Source organism: Pseudomonas sp. GW821-FHT01E10 (genome assembly GCF_059422365.1).
On the sequence record NZ_JBWKWT010000004.1, the window covers coordinates 17,986 to 33,439 of the forward strand.

13 protein-coding genes are annotated in these 15,454 nt (G+C 60.0%); 7 read left to right on the forward strand and 6 right to left on the reverse strand.

Translation table 11 applies throughout. The features are described 5' to 3' along the window. Positions 1-599: 599 nt before the first annotated feature. Entirely contained in the window at positions 600-2,297 is a 1,698-nt protein-coding gene (locus AC07V0_RS09280) for an AMP-binding protein (protein WP_086945007.1), read from the reverse strand. A gap of 296 nt (positions 2,298-2,593) precedes the next feature. Here AC07V0_RS09280 and AC07V0_RS09285 point away from each other — a divergent pair, with 296 nt between their 5' ends. Genes AC07V0_RS09285 through AC07V0_RS09300 form a run of 4 tightly spaced genes read left to right on the forward strand, consistent with a single transcriptional unit; the run spans position 2,594 to position 8,161 of the window. After that, on the forward strand, positions 2,594-3,757 hold the full coding sequence (locus AC07V0_RS09285) for an isovaleryl-CoA dehydrogenase (RefSeq protein WP_007940933.1): 1,164 nt from the start codon (positions 2,594-2,596) through the stop codon (positions 3,755-3,757). 12 nt (positions 3,758-3,769) lie between these two features. Next, positions 3,770-5,377, forward strand: a complete 1,608-nt coding sequence (locus AC07V0_RS09290; RefSeq protein WP_086945009.1) for a carboxyl transferase domain-containing protein — start codon at positions 3,770-3,772, stop codon at positions 5,375-5,377. 13 nt (positions 5,378-5,390) lie between these two features. Continuing rightward, on the forward strand, positions 5,391-6,206 hold the full coding sequence (locus AC07V0_RS09295) for a gamma-carboxygeranoyl-CoA hydratase (protein ID WP_086945010.1): 816 nt from the start codon (positions 5,391-5,393) through the stop codon (positions 6,204-6,206). Next, positions 6,206-8,161 carry an acetyl/propionyl/methylcrotonyl-CoA carboxylase subunit alpha gene (locus AC07V0_RS09300; protein ID WP_086945011.1) on the forward strand — a complete coding sequence of 652 codons (1,956 nt, stop codon included), beginning with the start codon at positions 6,206-6,208 and terminating at the stop codon, positions 8,159-8,161. Before AC07V0_RS09295 ends, AC07V0_RS09300 begins: the two co-directional genes overlap by 1 nt. 39 nt (positions 8,162-8,200) lie before the next feature. Here the strand turns inward: AC07V0_RS09300 and AC07V0_RS09305 are convergent, their stop codons facing one another. Continuing rightward, positions 8,201-8,866 carry a LexA family protein gene (locus AC07V0_RS09305; protein ID WP_018925457.1) on the reverse strand — a complete coding sequence of 222 codons (666 nt, stop codon included), beginning with the start codon at positions 8,864-8,866 and terminating at the stop codon, positions 8,201-8,203. Positions 8,867-8,995: 129 nt separating this feature from the next. Between AC07V0_RS09305 and AC07V0_RS09310 the strand changes: the two genes are divergently transcribed. Together AC07V0_RS09310 and AC07V0_RS09315 are read left to right on the forward strand one after the other, a co-directional pair. Further along, entirely contained in the window at positions 8,996-9,337 is a 342-nt protein-coding gene (locus AC07V0_RS09310) for a DUF6124 family protein (RefSeq protein WP_018925456.1), read from the forward strand. Between the two features lie 486 nt (positions 9,338-9,823). Next, entirely contained in the window at positions 9,824-10,975 is a 1,152-nt protein-coding gene (locus tag AC07V0_RS09315) for a M14 family metallopeptidase (protein ID WP_028941233.1), read from the forward strand. Between the two features lie 62 nt (positions 10,976-11,037). Here AC07V0_RS09315 and AC07V0_RS09320 read toward each other — a convergent pair whose 3' ends face one another. Continuing rightward, on the reverse strand, positions 11,038-11,484 hold the full coding sequence (locus AC07V0_RS09320) for a winged helix-turn-helix transcriptional regulator (RefSeq protein WP_026286359.1): 447 nt from the start codon (positions 11,482-11,484) through the stop codon (positions 11,038-11,040). A gap of 96 nt (positions 11,485-11,580) precedes the next feature. Between AC07V0_RS09320 and AC07V0_RS09325 the strand changes: the two genes are divergently transcribed. After that, positions 11,581-12,807: an MFS transporter gene (locus AC07V0_RS09325; protein WP_086945054.1), complete on the forward strand. Its 1,227-nt coding sequence runs from the start codon at positions 11,581-11,583 to the stop codon at positions 12,805-12,807. A gap of 100 nt (positions 12,808-12,907) precedes the next feature. On the opposite strand, the gene AC07V0_RS09330 is transcribed toward AC07V0_RS09325, so the two are convergent. The 3 genes from AC07V0_RS09330 to AC07V0_RS09340 form a co-directional block, all read right to left on the reverse strand. Further along, positions 12,908-13,453 (reverse strand): cytochrome b, encoded by a 546-nt coding sequence (locus AC07V0_RS09330; RefSeq protein ID WP_018925452.1) that lies wholly within the window; start codon positions 13,451-13,453, stop codon positions 12,908-12,910. Further along, positions 13,450-14,541, reverse strand: a complete 1,092-nt coding sequence (locus AC07V0_RS09335) for a catalase family peroxidase (RefSeq protein ID WP_064618855.1) — start codon at positions 14,539-14,541, stop codon at positions 13,450-13,452. Before AC07V0_RS09335 ends, AC07V0_RS09330 begins: the two co-directional genes overlap by 4 nt. Before the next feature lie 122 nt (positions 14,542-14,663). After that, positions 14,664-15,428 carry an enoyl-CoA hydratase-related protein gene (locus tag AC07V0_RS09340; RefSeq protein WP_086945055.1) on the reverse strand — a complete coding sequence of 255 codons (765 nt, stop codon included), beginning with the start codon at positions 15,426-15,428 and terminating at the stop codon, positions 14,664-14,666. Positions 15,429-15,454: the final 26 nt, after the last annotated feature.

The window sequence follows — 15,454 nt, forward strand, 5'->3', positions numbered from 1 at the left end:
GTCCGGGTGTTACCGCGTGTTCTGGCACGTGGGGCGGAAACGAGTAACACGGAAACAAATTGTCAGGTTTGGTACGGGTGAAAAATCTCACAAAAAATCAAATCATTGATTTTAAAGGACTTTTCAAAGTTGGCATGGCTTCTGCTATCTCTATGGCATAACAAGAATAAAAAGCTGCAAACCAATAAAAATAAGACGTAACGACTCTGACATAACAAGAACAACACGGCAGAGACGCAGCTAACAGATTTTTTTGGAGAAGGTGTGCTTTTCAGGGTGCTTTTCGGAGTAACCCGCAACCGGGCAGAGAACAATAAAACTACCTTCAGGTAGCTCCCGAACTGGTTGGATCGCTTGGCGAAAAAGTAGATCAGCGCTCAAAAAAATACGTTTGCTCTTGATCCCGGATGGGGATCGACAAAAACAGCGGTAAAGGGCCACGGTTGCCAAAAACAACAACAGACCGCCCCTCAATAATAAAAAAAGAGCACGTAACGACAAAATTAAAGGGGAGCTTCGGCTCCCCTTTGTGCTTTCTTGTCTTTCTATTTTTCTCGACCCACATGTGGAAGCAGGCTCGCCCCCACACTGGTTATGTGTCAGGCGTTTTTGCTGCGCAGCTCCTCGATGCTGATCTCGCGCATCCGAAACTTCTGGATCTTGCCGGTCACGGTCATCGGAAACTCCTCGACGAACTTGAAGTAACGCGGCGTCTTGAAGTGCGCGATACGCTCCTTGCACCAGGCCTGCAACTCCTGTTCGGTGGCGCTGTGGCCGGGATGAAATTTGATCCAGGCGACAATCTCTTCGCCATACCGGGAGCAAGGAATGCCGATCACCTGCACATCGGCAACCGCCGGGTGGGTGAAGAAGAACTCTTCAAGTTCGCGCGGGTAAATATTCTCACCGCCGCGAATGATCATGTCCTTGTTACGCCCGGCGATGCACACGTAACCCTCTTCGTTCATGCTCGCCAGATCGCCGGTGTGCATCCAGCCAGCGTCATCGATAGCCTCGGCGGTGGCTTGCGGGTTCTTCCAGTAGCCGAGCATCACGCTGTAACCCCGAGTGCACAGCTCGCCAATGGTGCCGCGTGGCACCAGATTGCCCGCCTCGTCGATGATCTTGCTTTCCAGTTGCGGCTGGGTGCGGCCGACCGTGGTGACGCGCAATTCCAGGTCGTCCGACGGACCGGTCTGCAAAGACACGGGGCTGGTTTCCGTCATGCCGTAGGCAATCTGCACTTCGCTCATGTGCATTTCGCCGATAACCCGACGCATCACCTCGATCGGACACGTCGCCCCGGCCATGATCCCGGTGCGCAGGCTCGACAAATCAAATTCGGCGCGCTTGGGCTGATCGAGCATGGCGATGAACATGGTCGGCACGCCATAAAGCGCGGTGGCTTTTTCTTCGGCGACGGTGGTCAGGGTCAACAGCGGATCGAAGGCATCGTTGGGGTAAATCATGGTGCTGCCGTGGGTGACGCAGCCGAGGTTGCCCATGACCATGCCGAAGCAGTGATACAGCGGCACCGGAATCACCAGCCGATCATCGGCGGTCAGGCCGAGGCTTTCGCCGACCATGTAACCGTTGTTGAGAATGTTGTAGTGGCTGAGGGTCGCGCCCTTGGGGAAACCGGTGGTGCCGGAGGTGTACTGGATGTTCACCGCCTGGTCGAAATGCAGGCTGTCCTGGCGTTCGTGCAATGGCTCGATCGACACACTGGCTGCCAGATCGGCCAATTGCGACCACGGCAGGAAACCCGAGGGTGGCTGCGCATCCAGGCTGATGACCCCACGCAGTTCCGGCAGGCGTTCGCTCTGCAAGCGGCCGATGGATTGCTCCGCCAATTCCGGTACCAACCCTTGCAGCATGCCGTGATAGTCGGAGGTCTTGAAGGCCCCGGCGCAAACCAGCCATTGGCAGCCGGATTGCTTCAATACGTATTCGAGTTCCGAACTGCGATAAGCCGGGTTGATGTTGACCAGGATCACGCCGATTTTCGCACTGGCGAACTGGCTGATGCACCACTGGGCGCAGTTCGGGGCCCAGATGCCGAGCCGGTCACCGGTTTGCAAACCCAGCGCCAGGAATGCTCTGGCGTGCAGATCAACAGCATCCGACAGCTGCTGCCAGGTGTAACGCAGCTGTTGGTGGCGCACGACCAGCGCCTCCCCGTTCGGGTATTGCGCGACGGTGTTATCAAACGCCTGGCCGATGGTCATCGCCAGCAAGGCTTTGTCCTGGGAACCACGGGTATAGCTGCGCTGCGGGTTTGCACTGGGTTGATCCATGACGACCCCTATTGTCTTTATTAGTGGGCTGTACCGGCGACCTGTAGGAGCCGGCTTGTGTGGCGAGGGGCTTGCCCCCGTTGGGCCGCGCAGCGGACCCAAGATCTGCGAGCGCTGCGCACTCGAACGGGGGCAAGCCCCCTCGCCACAGTCTTTCAGAACTGGCTCTACTCTCGCTCAAGTTGACGTTAACGTAAAGGGTGATTGACAGCCATTCGTCACAGGCTTACGTTAACGTAAAGGTGAGAGCTGAATCACTGCCCTCCCCACCCTACAAAAAAGCCAAAAGGTGCCCCATGAGCTACCCATCCCTGAACTTTGCCCTCGGTGAAACCATCGACATGCTGCGCGATCAGGTTCAGTCCTTCGTCGCCAAAGAGATCGCCCCGCGCGCCGCTCAGATCGACATCGACAACCTGTTCCCGGCCGACCTGTGGCGTAAATTCGGCGACATGGGCCTGCTGGGCATCACCGTGCCGGAAGAGTACGGCGGCGCGGGCCTGGGTTATCTGGCGCACGTGGTCGCCATGGAAGAAATCAGCCGCGGTTCGGCGTCGGTCGCCCTGTCCTACGGCGCGCACTCCAACCTCTGCGTCAACCAGATCAACCGCAACGGCACTCATGAACAGAAAAGCAAATACCTGCCGAAACTGATCAGCGGCGAGCACATCGGTGCCCTGGCCATGAGCGAGCCGAACGCCGGTTCCGACGTGGTCTCGATGAAGCTGCGCGCCGACAAACGCGGCGATCACTACGTACTCAACGGCAGCAAGACCTGGATCACCAACGGCCCTGACGCCAACACCTACGTGATCTACGCCAAGACCGACCTGGAAAAAGGCCCGCATGGCATCACCGCGTTCATCGTCGAGCGCGACTGGAAAGGTTTCAGCCGCAGCAACAAATTCGACAAGCTCGGCATGCGTGGCTCGAACACCTGCGAGCTGTTCTTCGATGACGTCGAAGTGCCGGAAGAAAACATCCTCGGCGTACTCAATGGCGGCGTGAAAGTGCTGATGAGCGGCCTCGACTACGAGCGCGTGGTGCTTTCCGGTGGCCCGACCGGGATCATGCAGGCCTGCATGGACCTGATCGTGCCGTACATCCATGACCGCAAACAGTTCGGCCAGAGCATCGGCGAATTCCAGCTGATCCAGGGCAAAGTCGCCGACATGTACACCCAACTCAATGCCAGCCGCGCTTACCTGTATGCCGTGGCCCAGGCCTGCGAACGTGGCGAAACCACTCGCAAGGACGCCGCCGGGGTGATCCTCTACAGTGCCGAGCGCGCCACGCAAATGGCCCTCGACGCGATCCAGATTCTCGGCGGCAACGGCTACATCAACGAATTCCCGGCCGGTCGTCTGCTGCGTGACGCCAAGCTGTATGAAATCGGCGCCGGCACCAGTGAGATCCGTCGCATGCTGATCGGTCGCGAACTGTTCAACGAAACCCGCTAAACGGAGCTGTCCATGGCTATCCTGCATACCCAGCTCAACCCCCGTTCGGCAGAGTTCGCGGCTAACAGCGCGGCGATGCTCAAACAGGTCGACGCCCTGCACACCCTGCTCGCGCAAGTGCAGCAAGGTGGTGGCCCGAAGGCGCAAGAACGTCACACCTCGCGGGGCAAACTGCTGCCCCGTGAGCGGATCAATCGCCTGCTCGATCCGGGTTCGCCGTTTCTCGAGATCAGCCAACTGGCGGCCTACGCGGTGTACGGCGAAGACGTTCCCGCCGCTGGCGTGATTGCCGGGATCGGCCGGGTGGAAGGCGTCGAATGCATGATCGTCGCCAACGATGCCACCGTGAAAGGTGGCTCGTACTACCCGCTGACCGTTAAAAAACACCTGCGTGCGCAAACCATCGCCCAGCAGAATCGCCTGCCGTGCATTTATCTGGTGGACTCCGGTGGAGCCAACCTGCCGCGCCAGGATGAAGTGTTCCCGGACCGCGAACACTTCGGGCGGATCTTCTTCAACCAGGCCAACATGAGCGCCATGGGCATTCCGCAAATTGCGGTGGTCATGGGCTCTTGCACCGCCGGGGGCGCCTACGTTCCGGCGATGGCCGACGAGGCGATCATGGTTCGTCAGCAGGCCACCATCTTCCTCGCTGGCCCACCGCTGGTGAAAGCCGCGACCGGTGAAGTGGTCAGCGCCGAAGACCTCGGCGGGGCCGATGTGCACTGCAAGATTTCCGGGGTCGCCGACCACTACGCCGAAAGCGATGAACATGCCCTGGCATTGGCCCGGCGCAGCGTGGCCAACCTCAACTGGCGCAAGCTCGGCGAACTGCAACAACGTACGCCGATCGCGCCGCTGTATAGCAGCGACGAGTTGTACGGCGTGGTCTCGGCCGACGCCAAGCAACCGTTCGATGTGCGCGAAGTGATCTCACGACTGGTGGACGGCTCGGCGTTCGATGAGTTCAAGGCGCTGTTCGGGACGACGTTGGTGTGCGGCTTCGCCCACCTGCACGGCTACCCGATCGCGATCCTCGCCAACAACGGCATCCTCTTCGCCGAGGCCGCACAGAAAGGCGCGCACTTCATCGAACTGGCCTGCCAGCGCGGCATTCCGTTGCTGTTCCTGCAGAACATCACCGGGTTCATGGTCGGCCAGAAATACGAGGCCGGCGGCATCGCCAAGCACGGCGCGAAATTGGTGACCGCCGTGGCTTGTGCCAAGGTGCCGAAGTTCACCGTGATCATCGGCGGCAGCTTCGGCGCCGGTAACTACGGCATGTGTGGCCGGGCCTACGATCCACGCTTCCTGTGGATGTGGCCGAACGCGCGAATCGGCGTGATGGGCGCCGAACAGGCGGCGGGTGTGCTGGTGCAGGTCAAGCGCGAGCAAACCGAGCGCAGCGGGCATCGTTTCAGCGCCGAGCAGGAAGCCGAGATCAAGCAACCGATCCTCGATCAGTACGAAGAACAGGGGCACCCCTACTACTCCAGCGCCCGGCTGTGGGACGACGGCGTCATTGACCCGGCGCAGACCCGCGACGTGTTGGCCCTGGCCTTGTCGGCGTCGCTGAACGCACCCATCGAACCGAGCCGCTTCGGCGTGTTCCGGATGTGATCTGGAGAAAACCATGAGCGACTTCAATACCCTTGAGCTGCAGACCGATCCCCGTGGTTTTGCCACCCTGTGGCTCAGCCGAGAAGAAAAGAACAACGCGTTCAACGCCGAAATGATCCGCGAACTGATCCTCGCGCTGGACAAAGTGTCGAGCAATGCCAGCCTGCGTTTTCTGCTGATCCGTGGGCGCGGCAAGCATTTCAGCGCCGGTGCCGATCTGGCCTGGATGCAGCAATCGGCCGAACTCGATTACCACACCAACCTTGATGACGCCCGGGAACTGGCGGAGTTGATGTACAACCTCGCCAAACTGAAAGTCCCGACGCTGGCCGTGGTGCAGGGCGCGGCGTTTGGCGGCGCGCTGGGCCTGATCAGTTGCTGCGACATGGCGATTGGCGCCGACGACGCGCAGTTCTGCCTGTCGGAAGTGCGCATCGGCCTGGCGCCAGCGGTCATCAGCCCGTTCGTGGTGCAAGCCATCGGCGAACGCGCGGCGCGGCGTTATGCCTTGACTGCCGAACGTTTCGGCGGGCAACGGGCACGGGAAATCGGCCTGTTGTCGGAGAGCTATCCGATGGCTGAGCTGGAGCAGAAAGTCGATCAGTGGATCGACAATCTACTGCTCAACAGCCCGGCAGCCATGCGCGCCAGCAAGGATCTGCTGCGTGAAGTCGGCAACGGCGCGCTGACTCCGGCGCTGCGCCGCTACACCGAGAATGCCATCGCCCGAATTCGCGTCAGCCCGGAAGGCCAGGAAGGCCTGCGCGCCTTCCTGCAAAAACGTTCGCCCACCTGGCAAGCCGAAATCACCCTCAAGGAGCCGCGTTGATGAGCGCACCTGTTCTCACCACCCTGCTGGTGGCCAACCGTGGCGAAATCGCCTGCCGGGTGATGCGCACCGCCAAGGCTCTGGGCCTGACCACTGTGGCCGTGCACAGCGCCACCGACCGTGACGCCCGGCACAGCCGCGAAGCGGATATCCGCGTCGACCTGGGCGGCAGCAAAGCCGCCGACAGTTACCTGCAAATCGACAAACTGATCGCCGCCGCGAAAGCCAGCGGTGCTCAGGCGATTCATCCCGGTTATGGTTTTCTCTCGGAAAACGCCGGGTTCGCCCGGGCGATCGAGGCGGCTGGCCTGATCTTCCTCGGCCCGCCCGCCTCGGCCATCGACGCCATGGGCAGCAAGTCTGCGGCCAAAGCCTTGATGGAAACCGCCGGTGTGCCGCTGGTGCCCGGCTATCACGGCGAAGCCCAAGACCTCGACACCTTCTGCGATGCCTGCGAACGCATCGGTTATCCGGTGTTGCTCAAGGCCACGGCGGGCGGCGGCGGTAAGGGCATGAAAGTGGTCGAGGACGTCAGCCAACTGGCCGAAGCCCTGGCCTCGGCGCAGCGTGAAGCACAATCGTCGTTCGGCGATTCGCGGATGTTGGTCGAGAAATACCTGCTCAAGCCACGTCATGTGGAAATCCAGGTATTCGCCGACCAGCACGGCAACTGTCTGTACCTCAACGAGCGTGACTGCTCGATTCAGCGTCGGCATCAGAAAGTCGTCGAAGAAGCACCCGCTCCAGGCCTGACCCCGCAATTGCGTCGGGCCATGGGCGAAGCCGCCGTACGTTCGGCTCAAGCGATCGGCTATGTGGGCGCCGGCACCGTGGAGTTTTTGCTGGATGCGCGCGGTGAGTTCTTCTTCATGGAAATGAACACGCGCCTGCAAGTCGAACACCCGGTGACCGAAGCCATTACCGGCCTCGACCTGGTGGCCTGGCAGATTCGCGTAGCCCGCGGCGAAGCGCTGCCGATGACACAGGATCAGGTGCCGCTGATCGGCCATGCGATCGAAGTGCGGTTGTACGCCGAAGACCCGGGCAACGATTTTCTGCCGGCCACCGGACGCCTGGCGTTGTACCGCGAATCCGCCGAAGGGCCGGGGCGTCGTGTGGACAGTGGCGTCGAAGAAGGCGACGAGATTTCGCCGTTCTACGACCCGATGCTTGGCAAGCTGATTGCCTGGGGCGAAGACCGTGAACAGGCGCGGCTGCGATTGCTGAGCATGCTCGAGGAGTTTGCCATTGGCGGGCTGAAGACCAACATCAACTTCCTGCACCGGATCATCGGCCACCCGGCGTTTGCCGCCGCCGAACTGGATACCGGGTTCATTCCGCGTTATCAGGAGCAACTGCTGCCAGCACCTTCGCCGCTCAGTGATGAGTTCTGGCAAGCGGCGGCCCAGGCGTTTGCGCAAAGTCAGCCGGCTGTGTTGCGCGCCGATGATCCGAGTTCGCCGTGGGCCTTCAACAATGGTTTCCGTGCCGGGTTGCCGACAGAAATCACCCTGCATTTGAGTTGCGAAGGGCAAGACCGGGCGCTGACCCTGGGCGATGCCGACGCGCATACCGCACGGCTCAAGGGTGAATACCTGCTGACCGAGCACAGCGGTTTGCGCCGCCAGCACCGGGCCATCCGCCGTGGCGATGCGCTGTATCTGCAATGGGACGGCGAGCTGCGCCGCATCGAGTCGTATGACCCGATCGGCGCCGTCGAAGCCAGTCACAGCCATCAAGGCGGGCTTACCGCGCCCATGAACGGCAGCATCGTGCGGGTGTTGGTGGAGGCCGGGCAAACGGTCGAAGCCGGGGCGCAACTGGTGGTGCTGGAAGCGATGAAGATGGAGCACAGCATTCGCGCGCCCCACACCGGGGTAATCAAGGCGTTGTATTGCCAGGAAGGCGAAATGGTCAGCGAAGGCAGTGCGTTGGTGGAGTTGGAGCAAGCGTGAAATGAAGATCGGTCCTACGCGTTGCGAGGACCGATCCGATTAGAATTTGGCAGTCGCCTGAACCACCACGCCGATGATTCGGCATTCCTCGGTGTAAAGGGCTTTCGGATACGTCGGATTGAGCGGGACCAGGTAACGCTGCCCGCCCTCTTCGATCAGTTTGCGAAAGACCGCCTCGGCGCTGCCGGGCCATTGGGCGATCACCAGTTTGCCAGGCTCCGGCACGATCGCCGGGTCGACCAGAATCAGCATGCCCTCGGCAATGCTCGCTCCCGTAGGGGCGGTCATCGCGTCGCCGACCACCACCAGCCAGAACGCCGCGCCCTGTGCGTGGTAATCGGACAGCTCGAAACGTGGCTTGCTGACAGCCAGCGAAGTACCGTAGGTCGATAGCTCGCCGTCGCGCACCTCCCCGGTTTCCCGCCAGTCACTGACCGGGTAGCGAAAGTACGGGTTGTACTTTTGCGCCAGGGAGATCTCCTCATCCTCTGAGGGCAGCGGCTCCCTGATCACCATCGCCACTTCCAGATAGTCCATGCCGAGCGCCCGCAAGACACGATTCATCTCTGCGATGCCGGGCTGACGACGTTTATTGAGCCAGTGGCCGACGCCACCCTGGGACATCCCGATGCGCTCGGCGAGTATTTCCTGAGTGACTTTGAGTTCACTCATTTTGGCCTTGACCAATTCAATCCATTTATCCATGTGCGGCACGATACGTGGGGTACTCCGACCATCAAAACACAAATTGTAGTATTAAAACTGAAGACACAAATACAGTAAGTACTAAGCTGGGCTCACGGATTTGAATTTCTCACGGAGCTCGCCATCGTCATGACCATCCCCAGCAATACCTTGCCCGATATGCAAATCGACACCAGCCTCACCTCGCCAAAAGGCTCTGCCGCGGCGCAGCGCGCACTGGACTATTACTTGAAACCAGCTGTGTCAGAAGTAGCCAGCGAAGAACGTTTCTTTGATGTGAACCGTAACATCAGCAGCGAAGAGGCGCTGGTCCATGCTTCGGATCTGCTGCGGTGTGCCGTCGCCACCGCGCATGAGTCAGCCAACCAACTGCAGGGCGCAAGCCGGGATCTGGCGTTTTCGACGGTGCACATGATCGACATGGCCAAGGCGATGGTCGAACGGGCCCTGGAGGGCAATCAGAACAATTGAGGCGGGAGCGCATTGGAGGAGGACAGGAAAATTTTTCCAATCGCGCAGGTAGAAACATTTGACTTTCAAATGATAATGATTATTATTGCATCAACTGGTCGCGAGATCAGTCGATAGTCCAAGAGACCTTAGGTCGGACTCCTGGACTATCTCCTCATCAGGCTAATCACGGTTTTTGACCCGGCTTTTTGCCGGGTCTTTTTTTTGCCAGTCAGGCTGGCTTTGGCTTCAGGCTAATGAAGTCTGTAGGTGCTGCAAAATTCGATTGGCGCGGATGATATCAAAAGAATATCTACTGCCAAGAGAAGCCCGGCAGCACTGGGCCAAACTAACGAAAAATAGCACTTGAGAATCAATTGCGCAGTCTCTAAGCTGCATCGGCGTCAAGGAGGACGCCCCCCTTTTACCCCCCCGTAATTTCCCCCCGGTTTCTCCCCCTCTTGCGTGTAAAGTAGCAGCCATAAAAATCGTATTCAGGAAATGATTATGGCCGGGGCTAAATCTTCTTTCGACATCAGCGCTAACTTCGACAGCGGCAACATTGATGTGCTGGACATCAGCAATCCTCTGCAAGCATTGCTGGCCATCAGGCCAGACACTCGCAGCCAGCATTTCCAGTGGTTCCATTTCAAGGCCAGCGGCCTGCATGTGGGTCAGGAGCATTGGTTTCGTCTGAACAACGCCAGCAAATCCTCATACAACAAGGCCTGGGATGGTTATCAGGCGGTGGCGTCCTACGACCACGTCAACTGGTTCCGGGTGCCGACCATCTTCGAAGGCGACTGCCTGCGTTTCAGCCTTGAAGCCACTGCCACCCATGCCTGGTTCGCCTACTTCGAACCCTACAGCCGTGGCCGTCACGATTGGCTGATCGAACAGGCACTGACCAAGGCCGGCACCGAACTGTTGGCCACCGGCAAGAGCGTTGAGGGTCGTGACATCCAGCTGTTGCGCAAAGGGACTGGCGCCGAAGGTCAGCGAAAGGTCTGGATCATCGCCCAGCAACACCCCGGCGAACACATGGCCGAATGGTTCATGGAAGGCGTGATCGAACGCCTGGAAAAACACGACGACCCGGTGCTGAATAAGCTCCTGGCCAGCGCCGACCTGTACCTGGTGCCGAACATGAACCCGGACGGCGCCTTCCACGGTCATTTGCGCACCAATGCCATGGGCCAGGACCTGAATCGCGCCTGGCAGAACGCCAGCCAGGAAATCAGCCCGGAAGTGCTGTTCGTTCAGCAGCAAATGGAAAAATACGGCGTCGACCTGTTCCTCGACATCCATGGCGATGAAGAAATTCCCTACGTGTTCACCGCCGGTTGCGAAGGCAACCCCGGCTATACACCGCGGATCGAAAAACTCGAAGAGCGCTTCCGCAGCCATCTGAAGCACCTGACCAAGGACTTTCAGACCAAACACGGCTACACCCGCGACGAACCGGGCAAAGCCAACATGACCCTGGCCTGCAACAGCGTCGGTCAGAAGTTCGACTGCCTGTCCTTTACCATTGAAATGCCCTTCAAGGACAACAACGACGCGCCGAATGCGCTGACCGGCTGGTCTGGTAAGCGCTCGAAGCAGTTGGGCAAGGATGTGCTGACGACCATTGCCGACATGGTCGATACCTTGCGCTGATCACCCTTGGACAAAAGATCGCAGCCTTCGCAGCTCCTGCAAGGCGGCGATTTTTTGATGTTTTACTCAGCCGGGATCCGCACACAATCCTGGGGCCCCAACAGCCGCCCATCCTCGGCGCGCAATTCCAGCGGCCGCACCGGTCGACCGTTCTCACGATCGACAACCTGCGAATGCGCCTCCCCCGCCTCATAGAAAAACGCCTCGCCCCACTGCCGCAACCCGATGATTAACGGGAACAAGCCCTGGCCCTTCTCCGTCAGCACATATTCCTGATACGCGCTGCCATCCGACGCCGGCACCAGATCGAAAATCCCGTGGGCCACCAATGTGCGCAGGCGTGCCGAAAGAATGTTCTTGGCCATGCCGAGATTGCGCTGGAACTCACCGAAGCGTCGCAGGCCATCGAACGCATCGCGCACGATCAATAGCGACCACCAATCCCCAATCGCATCCAGTGAACGAGCGACCGGGCATTCGGCGCCTTCCATGCTTGTACGTTTAACCATGACCGCGTCCGCCGGCAACCAATGTGGTTGCAATATAAAACCAGAATCCTTACCGTACAACTGGTTTTATATTGCAACCACACAAGGAAGCCTGTGATGAAACCTGACCACCCGTTAAGCGGCGCCGTGGTGCTGCTGTTTGCCGTCGCCTGCGGCCTGGCCGTCGGCAATGTGTATTACGCACAACCATTGCTCGATGCCATGGCCGAAGCCTTCGCCATGGACCCGGCAACCATCGGTATCATCATCACCCTCACTCAGATCGGTTATGGCGTGGGCCTGTTGTTGCTGGTCCCTCTGGGGGATCTGCTCAACCGCCGCCGATTGATCGTCTTGCAAACCCTGCTGTCGGCACTGGCCTTGTTGATGATTGCGTTAGCCCCGAGCAGCACCTGGCTGTTGCTCGGCATGGCGCTGACCGGGTTACTGGCGGTCGTTACGCAAGTCCTGGTGGCCTACGCCGCGACGCTGGCCATCCCGGCGCAACGTGGACGTGTGGTAGGCGTGATCACCAGCGGCATTGTCGTCGGCATTCTATTGGCACGAACGGTGGCCGGCGGCATGGCCGACCTGGCTGGTTGGCGTTCGATTTATCTGCTGTCCGCCGGGTTGACCCTGGTGATGGCGCTGCTGTTGTTTCGTGTGCTGCCCAGGCACGAAGACGCGCGACCGGATAGCGCTTACGGCGCGTTGATCGGCTCAGTCTTCACGTTGTTCAAGGAAGAACCGGTGTTGCGTCAACGGGCCATCCTTGCCCTGCTGACGTTCGCCAGTGCCATGGTGCTGTGGACCCCTTTGGTATTGCCGTTGAGCGCCCCGCCGCTTTCACTGTCCCACACCGAAATCGGACTGTTCGGGCTGGCCGGGGCTGCCGGCGCACTGGCCGCTGCTCGCGCCGGGCATCTGGCCGATCGTGGCCTGGGTCAATGGACCAGCGGACTGTCGTTGTTGCTGATGCTCGCCTCATGGCTGCCCATCGCCCTCACTCAATCCTCGCTGTGGGCGCTGCTGCTCGGGGTGATTACGCTGGATCTGGGTTTGCAGGCCGTCCATGTCACCAGCCAGAGCATGATCTACAGCGTGCGCCCCGAAGCGCAAAGCCGACTCACCGCCGGCTACATGCTGTTCTATTCGATCGGCAGCGCCTTGGGCTCTATCGGTTCGACGGCGATGTATGCCTGGGGCGGCTGGATCGCGGTGTGCTGGCTGGGTGCGGGCATCAGCGCCGTAGCGTTGATCTATTGGTGGCTGACGCTGGCCACCAAAACACCCAACACCTGTGGCGAGGGAGCTTGCTCCCGATCGGCTGCGCAGCAGGCGTAAATCGATCAGACGCAGGAGCGTCTGACCAACCGCATTTGGGGCTGCGTTGCAGCCCAACAGGGGCAAGCCCCCTCGCCACAGTTATCGGCAGTCGCCCAACTCACCCACGGTCCCTGCCCCGCAACATGCTGTCCAGCACCTCATCGCGGCGCACCCAACCGTGAAACAACGCCGCCGCCAGGTGCAGCAGCACGGTCAGGAACAGTAGATACGCCAGATACCTATGTGCCTTGCGCAGGAATGCAAACACCTGCGCATTCGCCGGCAGGATCGACGGCAGTTGCAACGAGCTGCTGAGCATCACCGGATCGCCAGCCGCCGAAATCATCGCCCAGCCCAGCAGCGGCAAAATCAGCATCAAGGCGTACAGCAAGACATGCGAAGCCTTCGCCGCGAGCACTTGCCAACCCGGCAAGTCCGCCGGCAGCGGTGGTTGCCGGGTCGAAAAACGCACGGCCAGACGCACGACCACCAACAGCAGAATGGCGATGCCCAACGGTTTGTGCAGGTGGATCAGCCACTCGTGACGCTCGGACACCGAGGCCACCATGCCGGCGCCGATGAACAGCATCGCGATGATCATCAGCGCCATCAGCCAATGCAGCAGCCGCGCCAGGGGAGCGAAATGGTTCGGTTGAGCGCTCATTGATGAGCCTCCTGCTTGGCGTTGGGCAACTGATTCACTTCGCTGGTGCGACGCAGATAGGAATTGGCATAGCCCGCTGAACGAGCGGCGAGCAGCGGGTCGTCGGAGCCTTCGATACCGCTGGGCAATACCAGTGGGTCGTAGTTGATGTCACGGCACTCGCCATTGAGTTGTGGCTGGGTGCTTTCGAGCACCAGAGTGCCGGCGTTCACAACTTTTCGGTCGCCGGGCCAGGCCTTGCTCGCGTCGTTGACCGGGTCCCCCGGGTTCGCCAGGGTGATGTTCAACTGCCAACGCAGCGGTCCGGCGGACAAACGCTGAACCAGATCCTTCTCCAGAAAGTCAGCGCCCTCCGGTGCCGTCGCGCCCGCCGCATCCTGAGCAACCGGGGTCATGCTCCAACGCACCGCTTGCCGCTGCCCCGCTGCGTTCACCAGGTAAAACGCATTGACGCTGTTATACGTCTCGGTCGCATAACTGGCAGAAGGTTTGGCAGTCTTGATCCAGGCAAGAAAAGGCGCGGCTTCCGGGTGAGAACCGAAGAACGCCGGCACTGCCGCAGGATTCGGTTTGCCGGTGGCCGGGTCCGGTGACTGCGCCTGTTGCAGCTGATAGAACGCCTCGGGCGTGCCCACCGGGAACACCGGCATGCTGTTCATCCCGGTGCGCCACTGCTGACCGTTGGCCTGGGTAAAGCGCAACGCCAGGCTGCGGATCGGCACGCTGTTGTCCGGTGCGTAAGGGTTGCCGGCAGGCAGCGCGAAACGCCCGACCACCGGGGTCCGCGCTTCATTGAACACTTGGGCGCTGGAATACTCGCGCACCTGGCCGCTACTCTCGAAATGCCCGATAACGCACACCCCTTTGGCGTGGTTACGACGGAACCCCGGGTGCACGCCGTTGTTTTTCTCCAGCACATTGATCAACGCTTTCGGCGTCAGGCGCTGTGGGTCGAGTGTGCCGTTGACGTAGGCAAAAGCCCCGGCCAGCGCGGCGACCACCACGGCAATGCCGGTCAGGCGCAACGTCAGGCTCGCGGTGCTCAGGGGCGGCCGAGACGGCCCTGTTGTAGATGAGCGATCAACCATGAAAGTCTCCGGGGCCATAGGCCACAGGGGGAAAGAGCTATGAGACGAACGTCACGTAGGATTATTCCCCCTGAACTGTAGTTTCTTTCAAAGCACCGCCAGCGACGAATCCTCAAGGTTGGTCAAACCGGGTTAAAACTCGGCTCACGCTTCTGCAAAAAAGCCTGCATACCTTCCTGTTGCCCCCCCGTGGCAAACAAACCATGAAACACTCTTCGCTCGAAAAGAAGGCCATCGCGCAATCCTGACTCCAGTGCCCGGTCCACTGCTTCTCGCGCAGCCAGTGTGGCGGTTTTGGCGAAACCGGCAATGATCTGCGCTGCGGCCAAGGATTGCTCCAGCAGATCGCTGGCAACGATGACCCGCGACACCAATCCTGCCCGCTCGGCCTCTTCGGCCGACATCGAGCGTCCGGTCAAAATCATGTCCATGGCCTTCGACTTGCCGATCAGGCGCGTGAGACGTTGGGTCCCGCCCATTCCAGGCATCACCCCCAACCTGATTTCCGGTTGGCCAAAACGAGCGTTATCGGCAGCAAAGATCAGATCGCACATCATGGCCAACTCACAGCCGCCACCGTATGCATAACCGGCAACAGCGGCCAGCTTGGGCGTACGCAACGCGGCAAAGGCTTCCCAATCGGCGAAATAATCCTCATGGACCATGTCCAGGTAAGATTTTCCGTACATCTCCTTGATGTCGGCACCCGCCGCAAAAAAATCCGCTGTCCCGGTGATCACGAAACAGCCGACTCCGGGGTCGCGATCCAGCCGTTGCAAGGTGTCCAGCAGTTCGCGCATCAAGGCCGAACTCAAAGCATTCTTGGCCTGCGGCCGATTAAGACGAATCAATACGACTCGATCATGACGTTCGATCAATGTGTGCATGGTGATCTCATTAAATAGATGTGAAA

Bases quoted from the DNA above. Each gene is read 5' to 3' on its own strand.
- AC07V0_RS09280 (WP_086945007.1), bottom strand. From the start codon at position 2,297: ATGGATCAACCCAGTGCAAACCCGCAGCGCAGCTATACCCGTGGTTCC.
- AC07V0_RS09285 (WP_007940933.1), top strand. From the start codon at position 2,594: ATGAGCTACCCATCCCTGAACTTTGCCCTCGGTGAAACCATCGACATG.
- AC07V0_RS09290 (WP_086945009.1), top strand. From the start codon at position 3,770: ATGGCTATCCTGCATACCCAGCTCAACCCCCGTTCGGCAGAGTTCGCG.
- AC07V0_RS09295 (WP_086945010.1), top strand. From the start codon at position 5,391: ATGAGCGACTTCAATACCCTTGAGCTGCAGACCGATCCCCGTGGTTTT.
- AC07V0_RS09300 (WP_086945011.1), top strand. From the start codon at position 6,206: ATGAGCGCACCTGTTCTCACCACCCTGCTGGTGGCCAACCGTGGCGAA.
- AC07V0_RS09305 (WP_018925457.1), bottom strand. From the start codon at position 8,866: ATGGATAAATGGATTGAATTGGTCAAGGCCAAAATGAGTGAACTCAAA.
- AC07V0_RS09310 (WP_018925456.1), top strand. From the start codon at position 8,996: ATGACCATCCCCAGCAATACCTTGCCCGATATGCAAATCGACACCAGC.
- AC07V0_RS09315 (WP_028941233.1), top strand. From the start codon at position 9,824: ATGGCCGGGGCTAAATCTTCTTTCGACATCAGCGCTAACTTCGACAGC.
- AC07V0_RS09320 (WP_026286359.1), bottom strand. From the start codon at position 11,484: ATGGTTAAACGTACAAGCATGGAAGGCGCCGAATGCCCGGTCGCTCGT.
- AC07V0_RS09325 (WP_086945054.1), top strand. From the start codon at position 11,581: ATGAAACCTGACCACCCGTTAAGCGGCGCCGTGGTGCTGCTGTTTGCC.
- AC07V0_RS09330 (WP_018925452.1), bottom strand. From the start codon at position 13,453: ATGAGCGCTCAACCGAACCATTTCGCTCCCCTGGCGCGGCTGCTGCAT.
- AC07V0_RS09335 (WP_064618855.1), bottom strand. From the start codon at position 14,541: ATGGTTGATCGCTCATCTACAACAGGGCCGTCTCGGCCGCCCCTGAGC.
- AC07V0_RS09340 (WP_086945055.1), bottom strand. From the start codon at position 15,428: ATGCACACATTGATCGAACGTCATGATCGAGTCGTATTGATTCGTCTT.